The 23,238-nt window shown below is 67.6% G+C and carries 18 protein-coding genes, 1 other RNA gene and 1 pseudogene; 13 read left to right on the forward strand and 7 right to left on the reverse strand.

Annotated elements, in window-relative coordinates; translation table 11 throughout:
- Window positions 1–12: 12 nt before the first annotated feature.
- Window positions 13–513 carry a YcxB family protein gene (locus ACCQ09_RS05595; RefSeq protein WP_223646287.1) on the forward strand — a complete coding sequence of 167 codons (501 nt, stop codon included), beginning with the start codon at window positions 13–15 and terminating at the stop codon, window positions 511–513.
- A 22-nt stretch (window positions 514–535) separates the two neighbouring features.
- On the opposite strand, the gene ampR is transcribed toward ACCQ09_RS05595, so the two are convergent.
- Entirely contained in the window at window positions 536–1,411 is an 876-nt protein-coding gene (gene ampR / locus ACCQ09_RS05600) for a LysR family transcriptional regulator AmpR (RefSeq protein WP_014508637.1), read from the reverse strand.
- A gap of 100 nt (window positions 1,412–1,511) precedes the next feature.
- On the opposite strand from ampR, the gene bla reads away from it, so the two are divergent.
- The 3 genes and pseudogenes from bla (at window position 1,512) to ACCQ09_RS05615 (ending at window position 3,638) form a co-directional block, all read left to right on the forward strand.
- Window positions 1,512–2,402 carry a class A beta-lactamase gene (gene bla / locus ACCQ09_RS05605; protein ID WP_040940840.1) on the forward strand — a complete coding sequence of 297 codons (891 nt, stop codon included), beginning with the start codon at window positions 1,512–1,514 and terminating at the stop codon, window positions 2,400–2,402.
- 123 nt (window positions 2,403–2,525) lie between these two features.
- Window positions 2,526–2,621: pseudogene (locus ACCQ09_RS05610) on the forward strand (iron dependent repressor); the annotation flags it as partial.
- Window positions 2,622–2,663: 42 nt separating this feature from the next.
- Window positions 2,664–3,638, forward strand: coding sequence for an alpha/beta hydrolase (locus ACCQ09_RS05615; RefSeq protein WP_040940841.1), 975 nt, complete (start codon window positions 2,664–2,666; stop codon window positions 3,636–3,638).
- Window positions 3,639–3,725: 87 nt separating this feature from the next.
- Here ACCQ09_RS05615 and ACCQ09_RS05620 read toward each other — a convergent pair whose 3' ends face one another.
- The 4 genes from ACCQ09_RS05620 to ACCQ09_RS05635 form a co-directional block, all read right to left on the reverse strand.
- Window positions 3,726–5,873, reverse strand: coding sequence for a phosphocholine-specific phospholipase C (locus ACCQ09_RS05620; RefSeq protein ID WP_228427663.1), 2,148 nt, complete (start codon window positions 5,871–5,873; stop codon window positions 3,726–3,728).
- A gap of 412 nt (window positions 5,874–6,285) precedes the next feature.
- The gene (locus ACCQ09_RS05625) at window positions 6,286–8,694 is read right to left on the reverse strand and encodes a TonB-dependent receptor (protein ID WP_254813397.1); all 2,409 of its coding nucleotides are present in this window, start codon (window positions 8,692–8,694) and stop codon (window positions 6,286–6,288) included.
- 170 nt (window positions 8,695–8,864) lie between these two features.
- Window positions 8,865–11,159 carry a glucosylglycerol-phosphate synthase gene (ggpS, locus tag ACCQ09_RS05630; RefSeq protein ID WP_040940844.1) on the reverse strand — a complete coding sequence of 765 codons (2,295 nt, stop codon included), beginning with the start codon at window positions 11,157–11,159 and terminating at the stop codon, window positions 8,865–8,867.
- Between the two features lie 59 nt (window positions 11,160–11,218).
- Window positions 11,219–12,460 carry an MFS transporter gene (locus ACCQ09_RS05635; protein ID WP_040940845.1) on the reverse strand — a complete coding sequence of 414 codons (1,242 nt, stop codon included), beginning with the start codon at window positions 12,458–12,460 and terminating at the stop codon, window positions 11,219–11,221.
- An 893-nt stretch (window positions 12,461–13,353) separates the two neighbouring features.
- On the opposite strand from ACCQ09_RS05635, the gene ACCQ09_RS05640 reads away from it, so the two are divergent.
- Both ACCQ09_RS05640 and ACCQ09_RS05645 read left to right on the forward strand, forming a co-directional pair.
- Window positions 13,354–13,653 (forward strand): FmdB family zinc ribbon protein, encoded by a 300-nt coding sequence (locus ACCQ09_RS05640; RefSeq protein ID WP_011038148.1) that lies wholly within the window; start codon window positions 13,354–13,356, stop codon window positions 13,651–13,653.
- Entirely contained in the window at window positions 13,650–14,297 is a 648-nt protein-coding gene (locus ACCQ09_RS05645) for a hypothetical protein (RefSeq protein ID WP_012437663.1), read from the forward strand. The genes ACCQ09_RS05640 and ACCQ09_RS05645 overlap by 4 nt, the downstream gene beginning before the upstream one ends.
- Before the next feature lie 4 nt (window positions 14,298–14,301).
- Here the strand turns inward: ACCQ09_RS05645 and ACCQ09_RS05650 are convergent.
- A non-coding RNA gene (locus ACCQ09_RS05650) (sX9 sRNA) lies at window positions 14,302–14,376 on the reverse strand.
- A 221-nt stretch (window positions 14,377–14,597) separates the two neighbouring features.
- Window positions 14,598–15,368, reverse strand: a complete 771-nt coding sequence (locus ACCQ09_RS05655; RefSeq protein WP_040940846.1) for a DUF3011 domain-containing protein — start codon at window positions 15,366–15,368, stop codon at window positions 14,598–14,600.
- A gap of 160 nt (window positions 15,369–15,528) precedes the next feature.
- Here ACCQ09_RS05655 and aspS point away from each other — a divergent pair, with 160 nt between their 5' ends.
- The 7 genes from aspS (at window position 15,529) to ACCQ09_RS05690 (ending at window position 23,236) form a co-directional block, all read left to right on the forward strand.
- Window positions 15,529–17,295, forward strand: coding sequence for an aspartate--tRNA ligase (aspS, locus tag ACCQ09_RS05660; RefSeq protein ID WP_228427659.1), 1,767 nt, complete (start codon window positions 15,529–15,531; stop codon window positions 17,293–17,295).
- A gap of 347 nt (window positions 17,296–17,642) precedes the next feature.
- Window positions 17,643–18,170: a GNAT family N-acetyltransferase gene (locus tag ACCQ09_RS05665; RefSeq protein ID WP_076054271.1), complete on the forward strand. Its 528-nt coding sequence runs from the start codon at window positions 17,643–17,645 to the stop codon at window positions 18,168–18,170.
- A 124-nt stretch (window positions 18,171–18,294) separates the two neighbouring features.
- A complete protein-coding gene (locus tag ACCQ09_RS05670; protein ID WP_040940848.1) occupies window positions 18,295–18,954 on the forward strand; it encodes an alpha/beta hydrolase in 660 nt (219 codons plus the stop codon).
- 75 nt (window positions 18,955–19,029) lie between these two features.
- Window positions 19,030–19,758, forward strand: a complete 729-nt coding sequence (locus ACCQ09_RS05675; RefSeq protein WP_040940849.1) for a YebC/PmpR family DNA-binding transcriptional regulator — start codon at window positions 19,030–19,032, stop codon at window positions 19,756–19,758.
- 150 nt (window positions 19,759–19,908) lie between these two features.
- On the forward strand, window positions 19,909–20,433 hold the full coding sequence (ruvC, locus tag ACCQ09_RS05680) for a crossover junction endodeoxyribonuclease RuvC (RefSeq protein WP_011038141.1): 525 nt from the start codon (window positions 19,909–19,911) through the stop codon (window positions 20,431–20,433).
- Window positions 20,434–20,545: 112 nt separating this feature from the next.
- Entirely contained in the window at window positions 20,546–21,130 is a 585-nt protein-coding gene (gene ruvA / locus ACCQ09_RS05685) for a Holliday junction branch migration protein RuvA (RefSeq protein WP_006450983.1), read from the forward strand.
- Window positions 21,131–21,328: 198 nt separating this feature from the next.
- On the forward strand, window positions 21,329–23,236 hold the full coding sequence (locus tag ACCQ09_RS05690; protein WP_040940850.1) for a potassium transporter Kup: 1,908 nt from the start codon (window positions 21,329–21,331) through the stop codon (window positions 23,234–23,236).
- Window positions 23,237–23,238: the final 2 nt, after the last annotated feature.

The raw sequence follows: 23,238 nt of genomic DNA on the forward strand, positions 1-23,238 counted from the left end.
GATGTCGCGGACATGATCAGCGCCACCATCAGCCTGGAAGATCATCTGGCCGCGCAGCGGTTGCATGCGCGGCATACGGCCAAGCGGTTGATCGTGGTGCTCGTGGTCCTGCTGCTGATCGGGATGGGTTTGCTTCAACTGATCGGGGCCGGCGACATCATCGGGCCGGTGCTGATCGGCGCGGGCGGCGGCGGCTTGATCGGCCTGGCGGTGTTGCACGTCTGGGGCTTGCCACGAAAGATCAAGCGCCTGCATGCGCAGCAGGCCGCGCTGCGGCACACCTACACCTATGCGTGGGACGACACCGGGCTGGAAATCACCTGGGCAGACGGGCATCTGCGCCGTCCCTGGTCCGATTACATCCGCTGCCGCGAAAACGAGCGCGTGCTGTTGCTGTATCACAACGACCGGTTGTTCGAGCTGTTCGCTCCGCACTGGTTCGCCGACAGGGCGCAGTACGAAGCGTTTCGCCACTTTGCGTTGCAGGTGGGGAAGGCGTCCGCGCGTCGTTGAGCGCGGCACGCGGCGACGCCGCTCAATCGGCGCGCTGCTGTTCGGCCAGCAGCCAGGCGCGCAGCCGGGCTTCGGCGTCGCTTTCCGGGCGCGAGCGTAACCGGGTCAACCAGTAGCGCCCCGCATCAATCTCGATCGGGAATGGGCAGGCCAATCGCCCCGCGCCCAGGTCCTGGGCAAACAAGCGCAGCGGCAACAACGCCACACCAGCGCCAGCCGCGGCCGCACTGGCCAGTGCCAGCGACGAATCGAACATCGCGCCACGCGCAGGCACCTCCGAGGCGCCTGCAGCACGAAACCACTGTGCCCACTCGTCCGGCCGGTACGAACGCAGCAACGGCACGTGGGCCAGATCGGCAGGCGTGCGCAAGGCACGCGCCATCGCCGGGGCGCATACCGGCGCAAACGGTGCCTCCATCACGGCATGCGCAATCTGCCCCTGCCAGTCGCCGTCGCCGAAGCGGATTGCTAGGTCCAGCCCTTCGCCGGCCAGATCCACCCGATTGTTGTGGGTCGACAGGCGCAGTTCGATGTCCGGATGTGCTGCGTGGAAGGCGGCCACGCGCGGCAGCAACCAACCGGTGGCAAACGTGGCCACCACGCCCACGCTGAGCACCTCGCGATAGCGGCCGCCGGCAAAGCGCTCCAGCGTGGCGGCAATGCGGTCGAATGCGTCGCCCAACACCGGCGCCAGCGCGGCGCCCTCGTCGGTGAGCGCCACCCCGCGCGGCAGGCGGTGGAACAGGCTGGTGCCCAGCTGTTGCTCCAATGCCTTGATCTGGTGGCTGAGCGCGGCCTGGCTGACGCACAGCTCGCCGGCCGCGCGGGTCAGGTTCTGATGGCGCGCGGCGGCCTCGAACGCGCGCAGGGCATTGAGCGGGAGACGCGGTCTGGGCATGCCAGGAGATTAGTTCAATTCATGCCAGGGATCGAAACATTGCGGTGGTCGGCCAGCGCGCCGGCCCCGATACTGCGGGCTCTCTCAAGGAGGCGGCGCCATGTTGAACCGACGGCAGTTCCTGTCCATGACCGGCGCAAGCGTGCTGATTGCGGCGTCCCGGCCCGCATGGGCGCTCTCCCCGGCGGTGAACGTGGACGATATGTTGCGTGCGCGCTGGGCCGAGATCCAACGCGGCACCGGCGGCCGCCTGGGGACGTGCCTGCTCGACAGCGGCTCCGGATGGCGCATCGGCCAGCGCGAGAACGAGCGCTTTCCAATGTGCAGCACCTTCAAATTTGTATTGGCTGCGGCGGTGCTGCAGCGGGTGGACAAGGGGGAGCTGCGGTTGACGCAGCAGATCAAGATCCGCGCCTCCGACATGCTCGAACATGCGCCGGTCACCGAGCGCCATGTCGGCGGCTCACTGAGCGTGGCCGAGCTGTGCCAGGCCACGATGATCCATAGCGACAACCCGGCCGCCAACCTGCTGTTTCCGTTGATCGGCGACCCGCCGGGCCTGACCCGCTTCCTGCGCGGGATCGGTGATACGAAGACCCGCAGTGACCGCCTCGAGCCGGAGATGAACGGGTTCGCCCCAGGCGAGCCGCGCGACACCACCACGCCGGCGGCGATGGCCGCGACCTTGCGCACGCTGCTGCTTGGCGATGCGCTGCAACCGGCGTCGCGCAAACAGCTCACCGCCTGGATGATCGACAACCGCACCGGCGACGATTGCCTGCGCGCCGGCCTGCCGCGCGACTGGAAGATCGGCGACAAGACCGGCAGCAATGGCACCGACACCCGTAACGACATCGCGATCATCTGGCCGCCCGGGCGCGCGGCGCCGTTGCTGCTGACCGCGTATCTCAATGGTGCCACCGTCGATGCGGCCGCCCGCGACGCCGCGTTGAAGGCGGTGGCGGCAGCGGTGCGCGACCTCGTGGGTTGAGCGCGGCGGCCAGCGCAGCCGCGGCGGCCTGGTGCACCTGCATCGCGTGATGCGTCCGCGCCGCGCGTCGACTGCAACCCACGCCATCGCGGCGTGGGAAGCGGCGCGCGCCTGAGGCGATCCGCAGCGCATGCGCGAGATGCCGAAGGCATCGAGCACCACGTCAGCGAAGCCACCATCGCCGCGTTTCTGGAGCGGCGGGATGACAGCACCCCGTGAGCGCCAGGATGTTTCCGCTTCACTTCAATTCGGAGGTCGACAATGCACTGGCTTCGTGTTGCCCGGACTGCGGCGCTGGCGTTGCTGCTCGCTCCCGCCGTGGCGCCGGCGCGCGCCTGGCTGCCGCCACCTGGCCACGTCCAGACACCGCTCTGGCCGACCGTGGTGCCTGACGCGTTGCCTCACCCACGCCCCGAATCGGTCGGCACCGGCGAGGGCAAGCGCCCCTGGACCAAGGTGGGCGATGTCAGCCGCCCGACGATCACGGTCTATGCCCCCAAGGGGCAGAACACCGGCGCGGCGGCGGTGGTGTTTCCCGGTGGCGGCTACCAGGTGCTGGCCATGGACCTGGAAGGCACCGACATATGCGATTGGTTGAGTGGGCGCGGCATCACCTGCGTGCTGCTCAAGTACCGCGTCCCGAATTCGGGGCCGACCTGGACCAACGGCGGCCGCTATTACCCCAAGGTGCAGACGGCCTTGCAGGATGCGCAGCGCGCACTGGGCCTGGTGCGCCAGCATGCCGACGACTGGGGCGTGGACCCGCACAGGGTCGGCGTCATCGGATTTCCCGCCGGTGGCCACCTCGTGGCTGCGGTGAGTACGCATTTCACTCGGCGCACGTACCCATCGGTCGATGCGGCCGATGCACAGTCCTGCCGCCCGGACTTTGCCATTGCCGTCTATCCGGGCCATCTGTGGGCGCACGAGGACGCAGATCGTGCCAAGCGTGATCCAACGCATCTGCCGCTGCGGCCGGACATCACCGTGACCGCCGACACGCCACCCACCTTCCTGCTGCAGGCCGAGGACGACGAGGTGGATGGCGTCAGCCAGTCACTGGCCTACTACGTGGCCCTCAAGCAGGCTGGCGTGCCGACGGAAATGCATCTGTACGCCGAAGGTGGGCATGCGTTCGGTCTGCGCGCAGGCAAGCTGCCGATCGCGCAGTGGCCGCACCTGGTGGAAACCTGGCTGGGGACGATCGGCATGCTGGGCACGGCCAGCGTGCCGTGAGCGATGCGGGGCGCGGCAGTACGCACGACCGCATGCGTCGGGCTGCGTCTTCGCGTGTGGCCAACGCGCGACAGAAAGCCGCAGCGCTCAGCCGAGCGCGCCGATCGCGACTGGGTGGTCCTGATACAAGCGCGCCGGCCCGCCCATGGCCGGGTCGCTGACGCTGTCTGCTCCGGTTTCCACGCGGCCGGCCAGGCGTTGGCTTGCGCCGTCGTGTTCGATCCACAGGTCGTACCAGCCGCCGGCGGCCGCGGCGCTCCAGCTGCGCTGGTGACGCTGCCCGGGCGCGATGGTGACACCCTCGCGCGGTTGCGCGTTGGCAGACGCGGCCGGTTGCAGCGTGACCGCGACCGGCTCGTTGCCGGGGTTGTGCAGCGTCAGGCGGAGCGCCTGTGCATCACCGGGATCTTGCGCAACATCGGCGATCAAGGGAACGACGCCCACATTGCCGCGGTAATGGCGATGAAACCCGTTCGGCCCGAGAACCCACAGGTCGTAGCGGCCGTCGTAGGTGGTCCAGGTGCCGTCCAGCGGCGCATCGGCGCCGACGGTGTAGCGGCGCGGAATCGCGGCCAGGTCGTAGCGGTCGTAGACGTGCAGCACGGCCGCCGCGCCGGCATTGGCCATGCGCAACACCACGTCGCCGCGGGCCTGTACGACATCGAGTTGCACGCGGGGGCGATACGGCACCGCGCGCGAACGCCGGAGGCCGAAAGCTTGCTCCGGTGGCTGCAAGGTGGGCGGTAGCGGCGGCAACGTATGTTGGTGCAGGGCGGCGGCGCGCGTGGCGGTGGCGCTGATATCCGGCAGCGTGCCGACGAACGGGCGCGTGTCCGTGCGGCTGAAATCGAACGCCGCGGTGAGATCGCCACACACCGCGCGCCGCCACGGGGTGATTGCAGTGCATGGCACGCCAAACCGCCGCTCCAGCAGGCGCAGCACCGAGGTGTGGTCGTAGACCTGCGAATCCACCCAGCCGCCGCGGCTCCAGGGCGAGAGTACGTACAGCGGCACGCGCGGGCCCAGGCCGTACGGGCGCCCGCGCAACTCCGGCAGGTCCACCTTCTGCTCGCCCGGCGCCGGGTGGCGGTGATACTCGTCGTCGGTGGCGATGCTCGACGCACCAGCGAACCCGCCGGCCGCACGTGGGTCCGGCGAAGGCGGCGCCGGCGGCGGCATGTGGTCGAAGAAGCCATCGTTCTCGTCGAACATCAGCAGCAACGCCGTGCGGCTCCACACCCGCGGATCGGCGGTGAGCGCATCCAGCACGCGCGCGGTATAGGCCGCGCCCTGGGCCGGGCTGGAGGGATCGGGATGCTCGCTGCCGGCGGCATCGGCAATGATGAAACTCACCGAGGGCAGGCGCCCGCCGATGACGTCTTCGCGCAGTTGCTCCACGCCACGCGTACTCACCCCACGCGCGCGCAGCTGCGCATCATGGCCGGGCGTCTGGCTGTAGGCCTGGCGGAAGACGTCGAAGCCGGCCAGCGGGTTGTCGGTGAAGTTGTCGCGCATGTCCTGGTAGATCTGCCAGGACACGCCGGCACGCTGCAATTGCTCCACATAGGTGGTCCAGCGATAGGGCTCGGCGAACCCGCCCAGCGCGGGAAAGTTGTCGTGCGAGTTGCCGATCACCGGCCCACCGGCGCGCGCCTGCGGATCGTTGCCGCCGGTCCACAGGAACACGCGGTTGGAGTTGGTGCCGGTCTGGATCGCGGCGTGGTACGCATCGCAGACGGTGAACGCATCGGCCAGCGCGAACTGGAACGGAATGTCCGCGCGGCGGTAATACCCCAGCGCGTGGTTGTGCTTGGCCGCCGGCCAGTTGCCGAGCCGGCCGTGATCCCAGGCGCGCTGCGCGTCTACCCAGCTGTGCGGCGTACCCTGCACACGCATGTAGCCGAACTGCGCTGCGGTATCCAGCGCGAACGGGGCCAGCCATTGGCGGCCGTCCTCGCTGGGTTGCAGCCACACGGTACGCGCAGGCGCGCCCGGCAGCGGTGGTGCGGGAATCGGAAAGCGGTCGCCGAAGCCACGGACGCCCGGCAGGCTGCCGAAGTAATGATCGAACGCGCGGTTTTCCTGCATCAGGATCACCACATGCTGCAGGTCTTCCAGCGTGCCGCTGCGGCGGTCCGGTGCGATGGCCGCTGCCCGCGCGATGCTCGGCAGCAAGGTGGAAGCACCACCGGCAAGGCCGGCCTGCAGCATGCGGCGGCGAGGAAGATCGATCATTGCGTCACCTGCTGGGTTGATCCTTGGAGGGCGATTGCTGCATGAGTGGATGCGGCGGCTGCGCGCGACTGAGCAGTGATGGTGCCCGAGTGGGAAGGCGAATGCTTGCCCTCGCACGCTGCGGCAGCGGCCCGATCCTGCAGGAGTGCGTGTGCAGCCATTCGACGTCTCGGTGATGCGCCGTCGCGCGTGTTGCATGCGGACGAACGGTGCCAGCAGCGAGTGGTCTCATGCCACTAACCAAGCCTTCCGCGATCCGGAAGGCCGCCACCCCTGCAGGCAGCCACGGGTGACGCCGTTACTCCGTGACACCGGCTGAGTGACGATCCCGCCATCAACCCGCATGTCCGGAACACTGCCAGGCGCGAACGCACGACGCGCCCGGCATCTATTCCAGCGCAGTGCTTCGACCTCAAAGATCCAGCGTCAAGGTCAGCCCCAACGTGCGCGGTGCGGCAATAAACGCGCTGTCGCTGCCATCTACGCCTTCCAGGTAGCGCTTGTCGGTGAGGTTGCTGACATTGAGCGCCACCTGCATGCCCTTGAGGTGCGCGGAAAGTTGCGACAGTTCCAGGCCGAGATTGGCATCGAAGGTGGTCACGCCATTGAGCGCGGCGCGGTTGGAGGCATCCAGATAGCGCTTGCCCAGGTAGCGGCCGGAGACGCCGAAACGCCAGGCATCGCCGCGCCAATCCGCCGACACCACCAGCGTGTTGCGCGGTTGGCCGATGACCTGCGCACCGGGGGTGATCTCCAGTGCGGTGTCGCGCGCGGCATCGCCACTGCCAAGGTAATCGGCCTTGTTGTAGGTGTAGGCACCGTTGAGGCGCCAGCCGTTGTCCCAGCCGTAGCCCAGGGCCGCTTCCACACCGCGCGCATGCACGCCGCCGAAGTTTTCGTACACGCCATCGGTTTCGCCCAGGTAGTCGATACCGCTGACGAAGTTGGCCGGCACGTAGACGATGCGGTTGTCGAAGCGGATGTCGTACAGCGTGATGCTGCCGGTCAACGGCCAGCGGCTGATGCGCAGGCCCAGTTCGATGTTGTCGGCGGTTTCCGGTTGCACGCGGCTGAGCGCGACCGGGTCGGTCTCGCCCAGTACACCGGACGGAATCGCCGCGAAGTTCTGCGAATAGCCGGCGAATGCTTCCAGCCCTTGCACCGGCGTGGTCCAGGTCAGGCCGGCCGAGAGCAGTGGGTCCGGATGCGCGTCCGATTCCACATGCTGCGCATCGCCGATGCGGCGGTCGCGGGTCTGGTCGACGAAGAACTGCTTGACGCCCACGCGCCAGGCAAACGCACCGTACCGCATCACATCTTCGACGTAATACATCTGTTCGTCGGTCTGGTAATTGTCCTTGAACTGCACCCAGTACGGCTGATGGTCGAAGCTGATGTTGGTGCCGACATTGAGCAGGCGATGCCAGTCGCGGGTGACGCTGCGGTCGTAGCGCTCCAGCCAGGCGCCGGCGCGCACGGTGTTGTCGATCGGGCCCAGGTCGTGGCGCCATTCCACATCGGCCATGGCACCGGCGCGGTGATTGTCGTAATGGCTATGGCGATACGACTGCACCGGTACCGAACCTGCCGGATAGCAGGCCGGGTTGGATTCGGCCGGCACCGCATCGCTGCCGGTGCAGCCGGCTAGCTGCGTCGCCGCCGCGCCGTCCGGGGTGAGGTAATACAGCTTGCCCAGGTCGCTGCCGGCATACACCGTGTTGCCGCCGCGCGCCTCCGATTCCGGCGCGCCCGCGCCGTCGTTGGTGACGTCCACCAGGTAGGGCGGAATCCAGTCGCCGCGGCCTTGCATGCGATGCGCGTAGCCGGTGAGCGTGGTCTTGAAGCCGTTGCCGCCATCGAAGGCGCCGCGCAGATAGCCGAAGGTGTTCTCGCGCAATGCGCGGGAGCCGGAGCGGTAGTTTTGATCCAGATACGGAATGCCGGTGAGCGTGCCGGTGAGCAGGTCGTGCTCGGGATCGCGCGCGAACTGCTCGGGCGTCACGCTGGTGTATTCGGATTCGTCAGCATCGTCGTAGGACAGATAGCCGCTCAAGGTCCACTTGTCCAAGCTGCTGACGAACTTGCCGGCCAGATGATCGCGGCGGGTGTGGCCGCTGCCGTCGATCCAGTCGTCGTTGCGCGCCGAGGAGCCGCTGACCCAGGCGCGTGTATGGCCCCCGAGCAGGCCGGTGTCGTAACGCGCGTAGTACTTGCGCGCCTGGTTGTCGCCAATGCCGCCGATCACGCGCACGCGCTGTTCTTCGAGCGGCTCGCCGGTGAGGTAGTTCAAGGTGCCGCCCAGCGCTTCGTTGGAGCGCGAGGCGATATCGGCAGTGCCCTGGCTCACTTCCACGGTTTCCAGATCCGGCATGTCGATGAAGCGGTTCGCCTTGGAGCCGCCGCCATAGGCCGAGCCGCCGTTGGGCACGCCGTCGATGGTGGTGCCGATCTGCTGCGTATCGCGGTTGCTGACAAAGCCACGCATGCTGATCTGCGTGCCCCAGTCCGAGGAGCCGAACGCATCGGCTTCGGTGACCACCACGCCGGGCAGCTCGTTGAGCGCATCGTTGACGCTGCCCAGCACGAACTGGCGGTCCAGCATTTCCTTGCTCACCGTGGTCTTGGAATACGTCATCGCCTGGCCCACCACCTGCACCTGATCCAGCGTGGACACCTGCGTGCCGCCATCTGGTTCGGCCGCTGCCGGTGTCGACGCGGCGCCGTCGGGCGTTTGCTGGGCGTACGCGGGCAGGGCGAGCGGAACCAGCAGCAGGGCCAGCGTGGCCGGGTGGCGCACGCGCGAGGAGGACGTCGAATCCATTGCAATCCACGGGCAGGGGGGAGAACCCCCAGCCTGCCGCGCTTGCATTGCGTGATCATGACCGCGCTGCCGATGGGCCAGCGTCACGCTTGTCTCCACACAGCAACGCCCGGAGAGCCCGGGCGTTGCTGTGTGACTGTGCGTGTTGCAGCGCGCTCGTCGGCGCGTGCCTAGGCGACCGGCTCGGCCACCGTGCTGGCCGCCGCCAAGGGCACACGGGCATGTGCGCCACGGCTACGTGCCACCGCGTCCAGGAAGTCGCGCCCCCAGTGGTCGATGTTGTAGTACTCCACGCTGTCGTACAGCTGCCGCAGGCGCCCGGCCGCTTCGTCATCGGGCATCGCCAGTGCCTGCAACAGGCCGGCCGCCAGATCGGCCGGGTCGTGCGGGTTGGTCAGCACCGCGCCTTTGAGTTCTGCAGCCGCGCCGGCAAATTCGCTCAGCACCAGCACGCCGCTGCCACCTTCGATGCCTTGCACCGCCACGAATTCCTTGGCCACCAGATTCAAGCCATCGCGCAGCGGGGTGATCCACATCACCTGCGCGGCGGCGTAATGCGCCACCACCTGCTCGAACGGCAGCGCCTGTGCGAAGAAGCGCACCGGCGTCCAGTCCAGCCGCGAGAACCGCCCGTTGATGCGGCCCACCGCCTGCTCGATCTGCGTCTGCAAGGTGCGGTAGATGGTCATTTCGCGCGCCGCCGGCACGCACACCATCAGCAAGGTGACCTTGCCCAGCAGCTGCGGCTGGCTGTCGAGCAGGCGCTCGAACGCCTCCAGTTTCGCCAGCGTGCCCTTGGTGTAATCCAGCCGCTCCACCGACAACACCAGCTTGCGCGCACCGATCTCGCGGCGCAGCTTGAAGATGTCGTTGCGCACGTCCGGCTTGCTCAGCGCCGCGCGAATGCGGCGCAGGTCGGTGCCCACCGGATGCGCGCCCAGCGCCACGTCGCGATCGGCCACGCGCAGGCAGGTGGTCATGGTGTCCAGGCCCACCGCGCAGCCGTAGGTGAGAAACCGTGGCGCGCAGCTTTCCTGCGCCAGCCGTTCCACCGGCATCACGCCGCGCACCACGTCCACGAAGTTCTCCACCTGGCGCGGGATATGGAAGCCCACGTAATCGCAGCACATCAGGCTGCCGATGATCTCGCGGCGCCATGGCACCACATTGAACACGTCGGCCGAAGGGAAATAGGTGTGATGGAAGAAGGCGATCTTCAGATCCGGGCGCAGCTCGCGCAGGTACGCCGGCACCATCCACAGGTTGTAGTCATGGATCCATACCGTGGCGCCGTGCGCGGCCTCGGCCGAGGTGGCGTGCGCAAACTTGCGGTTGACCGCGAGAAATACCTGCCAGTCGTCCTCGCGGAAACGCGCGCGTTCCCAGAACACGTGCAGCATCGGCCAGAACGCTTCCTTGGAAAACCGCTTATAGAAGATGTCCACCTCGCTCTTGCTCAGCGGCACGCGTGCAGCAGTGAGGGTGGGGTAGCGCTGCGCATCCACCTCGGTGTGGGTCTGGAACGGCCCGCGCTTGGGGTCGTCCACGCTCCAGGCCACCCACGAGCCGCGCTGGCCGCCCTCGAAGAAACTCAGCAGCGAGGGAATGATGCCGTTGGGCGAGCGCGGCGCGCGGCGTACCAACTCGCCGTGTTCCACCACTTCGTCATACGGCAGGCGGTGATAGACCATCACCAGCTCGGCGCCGCCCTTGCGCGGGGCCTGCACTGCCGGCACATGCGGGTCGTCGTCGGCAAGCAGGCCGAAGTGCGCAATCGCCTCCAGGATGCCGCCACACCCGGGCGCACTGGCGTGATAGGTCGCCTCCAACTGCGCAGTGGCCTGCGTCAAGGCTGTTTCCGAATCGCCCACGCAGACGCCGCGGAAACCGGCCAGATACATGGAGAGATCGTTGAGCGTGTCACCGGCCACCAGGATGCGCTCGCGCGGCAGCTCCAGCTGGCGTGCCAACGCCCCCAGGGTGCGGCCCTTGTCGGTGTCCGGCGGCAGAATGTCCAGATAGCGGTCGGCCGAATACAGCACGTCGCAACCAAGCGCGCGCGCGGTCTGCTCGATCTGCGCACGCAGCGGCGCCAGCGTGTGCGGATCGCAGAAATACGAGCAGCGGCGCTCCTGCGGCACGTCCTGGCGCTGCAATTGCGGGAATGCGCGCATCGCCTGCGCCACCACCTGCTCGCCGGGCCAGTGCGCGTCAATCATCGATTGCAGGGGCTGCAGCGGTTGCAGCGTGTGGCCGTCCACCACGGTGGCACCCACGTCGCACACCACATAGTCGGGCCGGGGAATGGTGGGGTCGGTGAGCAAGGGCATCACCGCTTCGAGTCCGCGCCCGGTAATGAAGATCAGGCGGATCTCGGGATGCTGGTCGACCAGGCGATACAGCTGGTGACGGTGTTCTGCAGAGCCGGCCAGGAAGGTGCCATCCAGGTCGGTGGCCAGGATCACGGCAGGATCCGGGCGGGGGTGGGTCAGGGATGAGGTGTTCGGGAGTCTGGTTTGATCAGTCAATGTGTTTCCTTGTGAGGAGGGGAGGGTGAATCGGTTTCCGGCATCAGCTCCAGCGCCGATGGCGTGGTCCGCAACATCGGGCGGAACGCGATGGGATGGGTGCGCAGGCGCTGGAAGCGCAACAGGCGCGCCAGCGTGAACCCGGCCAGGGCCAGCAGCATCACCGCGAAATACGCAGGCAACGCCGCCGGGCCGAATTTCTGCATGGCCCCGCCGGCCAGCGCCGGGCCAATCGCCGCGCCCACGCCATGCACCAGCAGCAGGCTGCTGCAGCCGGACAACAGATCCTCGCGCGGCAGGTAATCGAGCATGTGCGCCACCGCGAACGGATACAGCGAGAACGCCAGCCCGCCATACACGAAGAACAGCAGGAACAGCACCTGCGTCTGCGCCTGCACAATCGGCAGCGCAGCGGCGATGGCGATGCCGGCGGCCAGCACGCTCACCGTGACCAGGCCAATGCGGCGGTCGTGGCCATCGCTGATGCGCCCGATCGGCCACTGCAACACCGCGCCACCCACGATGGCGGTGAGCATGAACATCGCCACGCCATCGGCATCCAGCCCGATGCGGTCGGCATACACCGGCAGCAGCCCCCAGAACGCGCCCATCGCCAACCCGGACAGGCCAGCGCCGATGGTCGCCACCGGCGCCAGCGCATACAGCGTGACCAGCCGCAGCCGCGACACGTGCGGCACCTCGGGCGGAATCAGCCGCGTGGTCACCACCGGCATCACCGCCGCGCAGATCAGGATGGCAGTGAGCGTAAACATCGCCGGCGCCGTGGCATCGCCCGCACTGAGCAGTACCTGGCCCAGCGCCAATGCCGACAGGTTGATCGCCATATAGACCGAAAACACCCGGCTGCGGCGGCGCGCGTCCGGCTCGGCGTTGAGCCAACTTTCGATCACCGTGTACAGGCCCACCAGCGCGGCACCGGTGACCAGGCGCAACAGGCCCCAGCCCCACGGATCGAGCCAGATCGGGTGCAGCAACACCGCGATTGCGGCCAACGCGGCATAAAACGCAAACGCGCGGATATGCCCGATCCGGCGGATCAGCGGCGGTGCGAAGAAGGTGCCCAGAAAGAAGCCGGCAAAGTAGCCGGACATGATCAACCCCAATGCACGCGCATCGAAGCCGGCTTGGCCACCGCGTACGGCAAGCAAGGTGCCCAGCAGCCCGCTGCCGGTCAGCAACAAGGCCACGCCAAGCAACAGCGCAGTCAGCCGCAACACGAATGCGGCCCTCGTGGGGGAAAAGGCGCGTCGGTCACGTGCCCAAGTGTACCAGCTCGACGGCAGTGGCCTGTTTCACCTGGGGCTGTGTGATGGCTGTCGCGCGCTGTTTTTGCGGTGTTTGCACACCTGCACGGTGCGTTTTTTGGTGGTGATCCGCTGCGTAAGTGGATAGCTGGATGGAAACGCGTTGCGCGTCATGTGCGGCTATTGCGCTGCGCGGATGTGGTGCATCGCTGTGCTGGTCCCTGCATGCGCACTGCGGTACCTGGCATTGTGCGGTGTAGATGAGGAGCAGCGGAGGCGAGGTATGGCGGGCGCTGCCGCAGCGACAGCCGTAGCGAGCGATGACTGCAAAGTGCGATGCAGGCCGCGCATATTGGCGTTCGTGGGGAACTAGGTAGAACGCTTCTGGCTTGTCTTTGCATCGGGCGAGGTGCACAGGCGAATTCGGGCGCTGACCTTTCACTGCAGTGGCAAACAGTCGCAGCGGCAGGGCGCTGCAGCGTGTAATGCCTGGCGCGCACGGCGGCCTTCGCAGGGCCTCGGCAGAACGCTCTCAGGTACTCCGCTCCGTCGAGCAACTACGGACAGACGAATCCGTCTGCCGATCACTCGGCCCCGCTGCGGCCAAACACGGCCCAAGCACGCAAAGCGCCGCTGCCTGCGGTACGGAGATTCCGTCACGCCGCCATCCGTCTCCCGCAGCCCAGCCCAGGTGACGATGCACGCGGCCCCAAGTCACGACCAGCCGGTAACGCTGCTGCCATGCGCGTCGGTGACCACATCTGCGCCGGGCCGTCCACGAGATGCCCGCAGCGCCGGCCCACGCGCGCAGCGGTCCGCGGCGGTCTAGAATCTGCGCCCTCGCGTTCTCTTTCCGCTGACTCACCATGCCTATCTACGCCTTCCAGTGCACCGCCTGCGACCATCAATTCGATCGGCTGCTGAAAATGTCCGACCCGGTGCCGGAAAGCTGCCCCGCCTGCAGCGCCAACGCCATCAAGCGTCAGGTCACCGCGCCGTCGTTCCGCCTCTCGGGCAGCGGCTGGTACGAGACCGATTTCAAATCCGCCGGCGAGAAAAAGAAGAACCTCACCGAAAGCAGCAGTAGTAGCAGCGGTGGCGATGCGAAGCCGGCCGCGGCCAGCGAGAGCAAGCCGGCCAGCAAGCCCGCGTCCGACCCGGCGTGACCTCTCTGGCGCGGCGGTGGCCTGGTCGCATCCGCGCCGGTCTGTGTCTGGTGGCGCTGGTCGCCGGCCTGGCCGGCTGCGCCACACCGCCGCCGCCAGCATCGGCCACCGCCACCGCGCCAGCCGACCAGTTTCTGGCCGCGCTGGCCGCCTACTGCGGGCAGGCCTTTGCCGGGCGCGTGCTGATCGACACGCCAGCGTCCAAGGCGCCCAGCCCATTTGCGGGGCAAGCGCTGGTGATGCATGTGCGCGGCTGCGATGCGCCCACCCGCGAACTGCGCGTGCCGTTCCATGTCGGCAACGACCACGCGCGCACCTGGGTGTTGACACGCACTGCCACCGGGCTGCGCCTCAAGCACGCGCATCGCCATGCCGACGGCAGCGCGGAAGTACTGAGCAATTACGGCGGCGACACCGTCAGCGCTGGCGCTGCCACCCGCCAGGAATTCCCGCTCGATGCCGACTCGCGCGCGCTGTTCCAGCAGCAAGGCGCGGCGGCGTCCCTGCACAACACCTGGGCCTTGGAGGTCCACCCGGGGCGGAGTGTGGTCTACGAACTGAGCCGCCCGGACGGGCGCCTGTTCCGGGTGGAATTCGACCTTACCCGGCCGGTGGCGCTGCCGCCGGCACCCTGGGGCGGCTAAGAGCGGCCAACAAAACGTAGCGATTAGTCGTCAGGTGGGTGCGCACGGCGCATGGGAACCGGGGTGTACGTAGGGACATGTCGATTTCGACCACCGGCCGCGCCCGCCTGGCGGCTGCGCGGTCGTTTTGATAGCGGCTCCAAGTCAGCGCACCGGCAATCGAACCACGCCGTATCGCCACGTCGTCGGCGTTGAAACAGCGACGTTCCGGCCTCGCTGCGGATCAAGCCGCAGCGACGCCAACCCGCGCTGGAATGCGCAGGCGCAGAGACACTTACCGCTCAGATTCCGACGCAGGCCTCAGCGCGCCTCGAAGCGTGCGCGGCAGCCGTCGTTGACCCACACGGTGGCACGGCGCGGGTCGTAACCCCAGCTGTGGCCTTCTTCGCAGCGGGTATCGGACAGCTGGCGGGTCAGCACCGGCCGGCCATACCGGCCATCCCAGCCGCAGGTGCGCAGGCGGCGGTCGTCGCTGCTGCAGGTGATGGTGTAATCGTTGCGCGGGCGGTCGTCGCGGCCGCCATAGCCGCCGTCACCACGGTCCCAGCCGCCGCCGCGTGCCTGCGCAAATTCGCCCCGGCAGCCGTCGTCCACCCAGATCCGGCCACCGTCCTGCCGCCAGTTGCGGCCTTCCACGCAGGGCGTGTTGGACAGCTGGCGCACCAGGATGGCGCGGCGCCAGCCGGTGTCGCAGATCTTCTGGCGCTTGTCGTTGCTCTCGCAGCGCACCGTGCCGGCAACCCCGCCTGGGCCGCTATCGCCGCCCCAGCCGCCGCCATTCCCGCTGCGGCCTTCGACGAAGCGCCCACGGCAGCCGTTGTCCACCCAGACCCGGCCGCGGTCGCTGCCCCAGTTACGGCCCTCGATGCAGCGGGTGCCGGAGATGTTCTCCACCAGCACCGCGCGGCCGCGGAACGGCGTATCGCATTCGCGGCGGCGGTTGTCGTTGCTGGCACAGGTGATGCTGGGGCCATTCCAGCCGCGGTCCTGCGCGGCGGCCGGGCGGCTGCCCACCGCGCCGGTCACGGTGATGAGGCAAAAGCCGGAGATCAGCAGGGCGGTGCGCAGCATCGTGGCGTCCTTGGGTATACGAGAGAGGCGTGGTGCCTATTCAGCCGGGCGCTCACTTAAGCGACCGTGACCGCCTCCGCATTTGCTCCCGCCGCCCGCCGGCCCCAGAATATCGGGCTCTCCGGCGCCGTCCTGTGCCGGGTTTTCAGCGGAGCTTTCGATGCGTACCCACTTTTGCGGCCTGGTCGATGAGACCTTGATCGGCCAAACCGTCACTCTCGCCGGCTGGACCGACGTGGCCCGCAATCTGGGTGGGGTGTGTTTCATCGACCTGCGCGACCACGAAGGCATCGTGCAGGTGACCGTGGAGCCCGCCGAAGGCGACGCCAACTCCGCCGAGGTGTTCAAGGTGGCCGCCAGCCTGGGCTACGAAGACGTGTTGCAGGTCGAAGGCGTGGTGCGTGCGCGTCACGCGGTCAACGACAAGATCCGCACCGGCAAGGTGGAAGTGATCGCCACCCGCATCACCATCCTCAACAAGGCCGCGCCGCTGCCGTTCCATGCGCACGAGAACCCGGGCGAAGACACCCGCCTGAAGTACCGCTATCTGGATCTGCGTCGCCCGGAAATGCAGCGCATGCAGCGCACCCGCATCAAGTTGGTGCAGGCGCTGCGCCGACATCTGGATGCACGCGATTTCCAGGACATCGAAACCCCGATCCTGACCAAGGCCACCCCGGAAGGCGCACGCGACTTCCTGGTGCCGGCGCGCATGCATCCGGGCGAGTTCTATGCGTTGCCGCAGAGCCCGCAGCTGTTCAAGCAGATCCTGATGGTGGCCGGCTTCGACCGCTACTACCAGATCGCGCGCTGCTTCCGCGACGAAGCGCTGCGTGCCGATCGCCAGCTGGAATTCACCCAGCTCGATATGGAATTTGCCTTCGTGCGCGAGCGCGACGTGCAGGATTTTGTGGAAGACATGATCCGCGCCATCTTCAAGGAAGTGGTGGACGTCGAACTGGCCGCGCAGTTCCCGCGCATGACCTGGGCCGAGGCGATGCGTCGCTATGGTTCGGACAAGCCGGACCTGCGCATCGCGCTGGAGCTGGTCGACGTGGCCGAGCTGGTCAAGACCAGCGAATTCCCGGTGTTCACCGCCGCCGCCAACGATGCCGACGGCCGCGTGGCCGCGCTGCGCATCCCCGGTGGTGCCACGCTGAGCCGCAAGCAGATCGACGACTACGCCGCGCACGCCGCCAAGTACGGTGCCAAGGGCCTGGCCTACATCAAGCTGTCGGAGACCGGCGAGGTGAGCTCGCCAATTGCCAAATTCTTCGGCGAAGAGGCCTTTGCAGCGCTGCTGGCCCATGTGGGCGCGGCCAATGGCGACATCGTGTTTTTCGGCGCCGGCGGCTACAACAAGGTGTCCGACTTCATGGGCGCGCTGCGCCTGAGGGCCGGCAAGGACTTCGGCCTGGTTGCCGCCGGTTGGGCGCCGTTGTGGGTCACCGACTTCCCGATGTTCGAATGGGACGAGGAGGCGCAGCGCTACGTGGCCCTGCATCACCCCTTCACCGCGCCTGCTGTGGACGACATCGCCGACCTGCGTGCCAACGCCCGCACCGCGGTGTCGCGTGGCTACGACATGGTGCTCAACGGCAATGAAATCGGCGGCGGCTCGATCCGTATCCACCGCCCGGACATGCAGAGCGCAGTGTTCGAGCTGCTCGGCATCGGCGCCGAAGAAGCGCGCGCCAAGTTCGGCTTCCTGCTGGATGCGCTGAACTACGGCGCGCCGCCGCATGGCGGCATCGCGTTCGGCATCGACCGCATCGCCGCGCTGATGGCCGGCACCGAGTCCATCCGCGACGTGATCCCGTTCCCCAAGACCACCGGCGCGCAGGACCTGATGACCGATGCCCCGTCGCCGATCGCGGCCGAGCAGCTGGCCGAAGTGCACGTGCAGGTGCGGCCCAAGCAGGCCTGACCTGCCGCAGTGCACGGCCATGCAGTGGCATGGCCGTGCCTGGTTGATCAGTCGGCGTTGACGGCTTTGCGTGAGTTGCCTCCGTCAGCAGGGCGCGGCTGCTCATCGGGCCGGTCTTCATCGGCAAGCATCATCCACCCGGTGCTTGCTCGGAGTGCATCAGTTGCCGCTCCGACATGCTGTCGTTGAGGACCACCGCGCCGGTGCAAGCAGATCCCTGCGTCATGCAGGGCTCACGGCCCTGGCATGCACCGCGCTGATCCCGCAGACCACCGTCCCGACCCAGGCTTGCGGGAGCGCCGCCGCATGCGGGAAGCTGCAACGTCACCCTGCACGAGACGCCCCGCATGACCCGCATCCGCCGCGCCACGCCCGACGATGCCGAAGCGCTGTCGCTCCTGGCCGCGCGGACGTTTACCGAAACCTTCGGCCATCTGTATCCCGAAGAGGACCTGCGCGGTTTCCTGGAAGAAACCTATGCGGTCGAGCGCGCACGCATCGTGCTGGCGCACCCCGACTATGCGATCTGGCTGCTGGAAATGGATGGCCTGCTGGTTGGCCATGCCGCAGCCGGCCCCTGCGGGCTGCCGCACGCAGATGTGCAGCCGGGCGATGGGGAGCTCAAGCGGCTCTACCTGCTGAAGGACTACCAGAACACCGGCTGGGGCAGCCGGCTGTTCGAGACCGCGCTGCAATGGCTGGAACGCCACGGGCCCGGCACGCTCTGGATCGGCGTGTGGTCGGAGAACTTCGGCGCGCAGCGTTTCTATGCACGCTACGGCTTCGAAAAGGTCGGCGAGTACGAATTCCCGGTCGGCCGCATCCTGGATCGCGAATACATCCTGCGCCGCGCGCCGGTGGTCGCGGAACCGTAATGCCGGGCTCGGTGGCTGCGCGCGGCGTGGTCGTGCACGCCACCGCATTGAATGCGGGTTGCGGTGGTCGATGTGTCGCTCCTGCGGTATTTCGCGCGGCGCCATCCTCCCGGAGCGTCCACGCATGAGCGGCGGCGACGACCTGCAGACACAGAGCGGGCATCCCGAGGCTGCCTCCGCCGATGTGTTGCTCGTGCATGGCATCTGGAACACCGCGTACTGGTTGCTGCCGCTGGCAAGGCGTCTGCGCACGGCCGGCATGACGCCGGCGCTGTTCGGCTATGCCAGCGTGCGCGGCGGCCCGGCGCAGGCGGTGCCCCAGCTGATCGCCCGCCTGCGCGCCACACGCGCACCGTTACTGGTTTGCCACAGCCTGGGCGGGTTGATGGCCTTGCAAGCCTTGCAGCAGGCGCCGGAGCTGCCGGTGCAACGCGTGGTCTGCCTGGGCTCGCCGTTGTGCGGCAGCGCGGCTGCACGTGGGCTGGCGCGGCGTGGCGGCCACTGGGCGATGGGGCGCAGTGCGGCGCTGCTGCAGCGCGGGTTTACGCATTGGGACGGCGCTGCCCAGGTGGGCCAGATTGCCGGTTGCGTGCCACGCGGCCTGGGCCGCTGGCTGGCGCCGCTGCAGGCCGGCTCGGACGGCACGGTGGGGCTGGACGAAACCCGTCTGCCCGGCCTGCACGACCATTGCGTGGTGCAGGCCAGCCATAGCGGCCTGCTGCGCTCGCCCGCCGCCGCGCAGCAGGTGCTGGCGTTCCTGCGCGATGGCCGCTTTGCGCACTGAACGGCCTCACCCCGGTGCGGGCAGGCAATCAGGTAAAATCCGCGCCCTGTCATCCAAGCCAGTCTGGAAACACTCATGGGTAGAGGCCCCTCCATCGAAGGCCGCAAGAACGCGTCCGACGCCAAACGCGGCAAGATCTTCACCAAGATCATCCGTGAGATCAGTGTGGCGGCGCGCGCCGGCGGCGGCGACCCGTCCAACAACCCGCGCCTGCGCACCGCCATGGACAAGGGCCTGTCGTCGAACATGTCCAAGGACGTGATCGAGCGCGCCATCAAGAAGGCGACCGGCGAGCTGGAAGGCGTGGAATACGAAGAAGTGCGCTACGAGGGCTATGCCCCTGGCGGCGTGGCGGTGATCGTGGACTGCCTCACCGACAACCGCGTGCGCGCGGTGGCCGACGTGCGCCATGCCTTCAGCAAGTGCGGCGGCAACATGGGCACCGACGGCTCGGTCGCCTTCATGTTCAGGCGCCTGGGCGTGCTCAGCTTTGCGGCCGGTGCCGATGAGGACGCCGTCACCGAGGCCGCCATCGAAGCCGGCGCCGACGACGTGGTGGTGTACCCGGAAGATGGCGCCATCGACGTGCTGACCGCCCCGGATACCTTCGCCCAGGTCAAGCAGGCCCTCGCCACCGCCGGCTTTGAACCGGCCCACGCCGAGATCACCTTCCGCGCCGAAAACGACATCGCCGTCGATGGCGATACCGCCGTGCAGGTGCGCAAGCTGCTGGACATGCTCGAGGACCTGGACGACGTGCAGGACGTATATTCGAACGTCGACCAGGCCAGTCTCGGCGCGTAAGCGCCGGGAATCGGGAATCGGGAATCGGGAATCGGGAATGGAGAATCGGGAATCGAAACAGCTGCACCCTGCATTGCTCGGCAGCGTCCGAGACTGCAGCAGGCCGCTCTACCCATTCCCGATTCCCGATTCCCCACTCCCGGCCCACAGATGACCCGCATCCTCGGCATCGATCCCGGTTCGCAGCGCACCGGCATCGGCATCATCGACGTCGACGAGAGCGGTCGCAGCCGGCATGTGTTCCATGCGCCGCTGGTGCTGCTGGGCGAGGGCGACTTCGCCCAGCGCCTGAAGCGCCTGCTGCACGGGCTGGGCGAGCTGATCGAGACCTACCAGCCGCAGGAAGTGGCGATCGAGAAGGTGTTCATGGGCAAGAGTGCCGATTCGGCGCTCAAGCTCGGCCACGCGCGCGGGGCGGCGATCTGCGCGGTGGTGCTGCGCGACCTGCCGGTGCACGAGTACGCTGCCACCGAGATCAAGCTCGCGCTGGTCGGCAAGGGCGGCGCGGACAAGGTCCAGGTGCAGCACATGGTCGGGATCATGCTCAATCTCAAAGGCAAGCTGCAGGCCGACGCCGCCGACGCGCTGGCGGTCGCCATCACCCACGCCCACGTGCGCGCCACCGCGCAGCGCCTGGGCGTCAATACCCAACAGGCGTGGAGCCGGAAAAGATGAGAATCGGGAATCGGGAATCGGGAATCGGGAATCGCAACGGCACACGCGGAGTCAGCTCTGACGATTCCCCATTCCCGATTCCCGATTCCCGGCGCCCCGCAGGCGGTGCCCAATGATCGGCCGTCTGCGCGGGATCCTGGCCTACAAGCAGCCGCCGTGGCTGGTGATCGACGTGGGCGGGGTGGGCTATGAACTGGAGGCGCCGATGAGCACCTTCTACGACCTGCCCGATGTCGGCCGCGACGTCATCCTGTTCACCCATTACGCGCAGAAGGAAGACAGCGTCTCGCTGTACGGCTTTCTGCGTGAGGGCGAGCGCCGGCTGTTCCGCGACGTGCAGAAGGTCACCGGCATCGGCGCCAAGATCGCGCTGGCGGTGCTGTCCGGGGTCACCGTGGACGAATTCGCGCGGCTGATCACCAGTGGCGACATCACCGCGCTGACCCGCATCCCCGGCATCGGCAAGAAGACCGCCGAGCGCATGGTGGTGGAGCTGCGCGACCGCGCGGCCGACTTCAGTAGCGGTGCGCCAATCACCGGCCAGTTGGGCCCGGATGCGGTGTCCGAGGCCACCGTGGCGTTGCAGCAGCTGGGCTACAAGCCCGCCGAGGCCGCGCGCATGGCACGCGAGGCCGGGGCCGAAGGCGACGAGGTCGCCACCGTCATCCGCAAAGCCCTCCAGGCCGCGCTGCGCTAGGCGCGGCGGTCCAAAACCACCGCGCCGCCGCCAAGCGGGCGCGGCCAATGCTCGGCATCGGCGGGTTGGGCCCGTACACTGCGCATCCCGAGCGCAGTGCCCAGCCTCACCTGGCGTTTGCCCGCAAGGCCGGGGCGGTGCCCCGGTAGCGCGCCGTCTTCCTCTTCTTCACGCTGTCTGGCGAAAACTCCTCACCTCATGTCCCACACCCCCACTCCCGCAGCCGGCTCCGGCCATGCGCCCGCCAATGGCCACATGGCCCTGGTCATCGGCGCGATCGGCGTCGTCTTCGGCGATATCGGCACCAGTCCGCTGTACACCCTCAAGGAGGCGTTCTCGCCGCACTACGGGTTGACCAGCGATCACGACACCGTGCTGGGCGTGCTGTCGCTGGCGTTCTGGGCGCTGATGATCACGGTGACGCTCAAGTACGTCACCATCATCATGCGCGCCGACAACGAAGGCGAGGGCGGCATCATGGCGCTGATGGCGCTGACCCAGCGCACCCTCAAGCAGGGCTCGCGCTCGGCGTATGTGGTGGGCATCCTGGGCATCTTCGGCGCCTCGCTGTTCTTCGGCGATGGCGTGATCACCCCGGCCATCTCGGTGATGGGCGCGGTCGAAGGCCTGGAGATCGCTGCGCCCAGCCTGCATCCGTTCATCGTGCCGATCACCGTGGTGGTGCTGCTGGTGGTGTTCATGGTGCAGCGCTTTGGCACCGAAAAAGTGGGCAAGGTGTTCGGCCCGATCACCTGCCTGTGGTTCCTGTCGCTGGGCGCGATCGGCATCTGGAACATCGTCGACGCACCCGAAGTGCTCAAGGCCTTCCACCCGTGGTGGGCGATCCGTTTCTTCATGGAGCACGGCTGGCACGGGGTCTTCATCCTCGGCGCGGTGGTGCTGGCGGTGACCGGCGGCGAAGCGCTGTATGCCGACATGGGCCATTTCGGTGCGCGCCCGATCCGCCACGGCTGGTATTTCTTCGTCCTGCCGATGCTGTTGCTCAACTACCTGGGGCAGGGCGCGCTGGTGCTGAACCACCCGGCCGCGCTGAAGAACCCGTTCTTCGAAGCGGTGCCGAGCTGGGCGCTGTACCCGATGATCATCCTCGCCACGCTGGCGGCGGTGATCGCCTCGCAGGCGGTCATTACCGGTGCGTACTCGGTGGCCCGCCAGGCCATGCAGCTGGGCTATATCCCGCGCATGCTGATCAAGCACACCTCGCGCGACACCATCGGGCAGATCTACGTGCCCGGCATCAACTGGCTGTTGATGGTGATGGTGATCGCGCTGGTGCTGATCTTCCGCAGCTCCACCAACCTGGCGGTGGCCTACGGCATCTCGGTCTCGATGACCATGCTGATCGATACGCTGCTGCTGGCCCTGGTGGCCCGCTCGCTGTGGCCGCGCTGGCGCAACTGGGTGCTGCCGCTGTGCGTGGTGTTCTTCATCATCGAGCTGGCGTTCGTGATCGCCAATGGTGCCAAGCTGCTGCAGGGCGCCTGGTTCCCGCTGGCGCTGGGCATCGTGGTATTCACCCTGATGCGCACCTGGCGCCGTGGTCGCGCGCTGCTGCGCGAGGAAATCCGCAAGGACGGCATCCGCATCGACAGCTTTCTGCCCGGCCTGATGCTGGCGCCGCCAGCGCGCGTGCCCGGCATGGCGGTGTTCCTGACCGCCGACCCAATGGTCGTGCCGCATGCGCTGATGCACAACCTCAAGCACAACAAGGTGCTGCACGAACGCAACATCTTCCTCAACGTCGACACCTTGCCGATCCCTTACGCACCGGCCGACAAGCGCCTGCAGATCGAATCGATCGGCGACGAGTTCTACCGCGTGTACGTGCGCTTCGGCTTCATGGAAACGCCCGACGTACCGTTGGCACTGATGCGCTCCTGCGACCAGGGCGGCATCCATTTCGACCCGATGGACACCACCTTCTTCGCCAGCCGCGAGACCATCGTGGCCAGCGCCAACCGCGGCATGCCGATCTGGCGCGACAAATTGTTCGCGCTGATGCATCGCAACGCCGCCCCGGCCACCGGCTTCTTCCGCATTCCCGGCAACCGGCTGGTGGAACTCGGCGCGCAAGTGGAGATCTGAGC

Origin of the sequence: Xanthomonas sp. NCPPB 2586 (assembly GCF_041475775.2) — a bacterium.
Taxonomy (GTDB): Bacteria; Pseudomonadota; Gammaproteobacteria; order Xanthomonadales; family Xanthomonadaceae; genus Xanthomonas; species Xanthomonas campestris.

Coding starts and splice junctions, on each gene's coding strand:
- ruvA (WP_006450983.1), top strand. CDS start 20,546: ATGATCGGCCGTCTGCGCGGGATCCTGGCCTACAAGCAGCCGCCGTGG.
- ACCQ09_RS05690 (WP_040940850.1), top strand. CDS start 21,329: ATGTCCCACACCCCCACTCCCGCAGCCGGCTCCGGCCATGCGCCCGCC.
- ACCQ09_RS05640 (WP_011038148.1), top strand. CDS start 13,354: ATGCCTATCTACGCCTTCCAGTGCACCGCCTGCGACCATCAATTCGAT.
- ACCQ09_RS05625 (WP_254813397.1), bottom strand. CDS start 8,694: ATGGATTCGACGTCCTCCTCGCGCGTGCGCCACCCGGCCACGCTGGCC.
- ACCQ09_RS05665 (WP_076054271.1), top strand. CDS start 17,643: ATGACCCGCATCCGCCGCGCCACGCCCGACGATGCCGAAGCGCTGTCG.
- ampR (WP_014508637.1), bottom strand. CDS start 1,411: ATGCCCAGACCGCGTCTCCCGCTCAATGCCCTGCGCGCGTTCGAGGCC.
- ACCQ09_RS05620 (WP_228427663.1), bottom strand. CDS start 5,873: ATGATCGATCTTCCTCGCCGCCGCATGCTGCAGGCCGGCCTTGCCGGT.
- ruvC (WP_011038141.1), top strand. CDS start 19,909: ATGACCCGCATCCTCGGCATCGATCCCGGTTCGCAGCGCACCGGCATC.
- ACCQ09_RS05675 (WP_040940849.1), top strand. CDS start 19,030: ATGGGTAGAGGCCCCTCCATCGAAGGCCGCAAGAACGCGTCCGACGCC.
- ACCQ09_RS05670 (WP_040940848.1), top strand. CDS start 18,295: ATGAGCGGCGGCGACGACCTGCAGACACAGAGCGGGCATCCCGAGGCT.
- ACCQ09_RS05655 (WP_040940846.1), bottom strand. CDS start 15,368: ATGCTGCGCACCGCCCTGCTGATCTCCGGCTTTTGCCTCATCACCGTG.
- ACCQ09_RS05615 (WP_040940841.1), top strand. CDS start 2,664: ATGCACTGGCTTCGTGTTGCCCGGACTGCGGCGCTGGCGTTGCTGCTC.
- aspS (WP_228427659.1), top strand. CDS start 15,529: ATGCGTACCCACTTTTGCGGCCTGGTCGATGAGACCTTGATCGGCCAA.
- bla (WP_040940840.1), top strand. CDS start 1,512: ATGTTGAACCGACGGCAGTTCCTGTCCATGACCGGCGCAAGCGTGCTG.
- ACCQ09_RS05595 (WP_223646287.1), top strand. CDS start 13: ATGATCAGCGCCACCATCAGCCTGGAAGATCATCTGGCCGCGCAGCGG.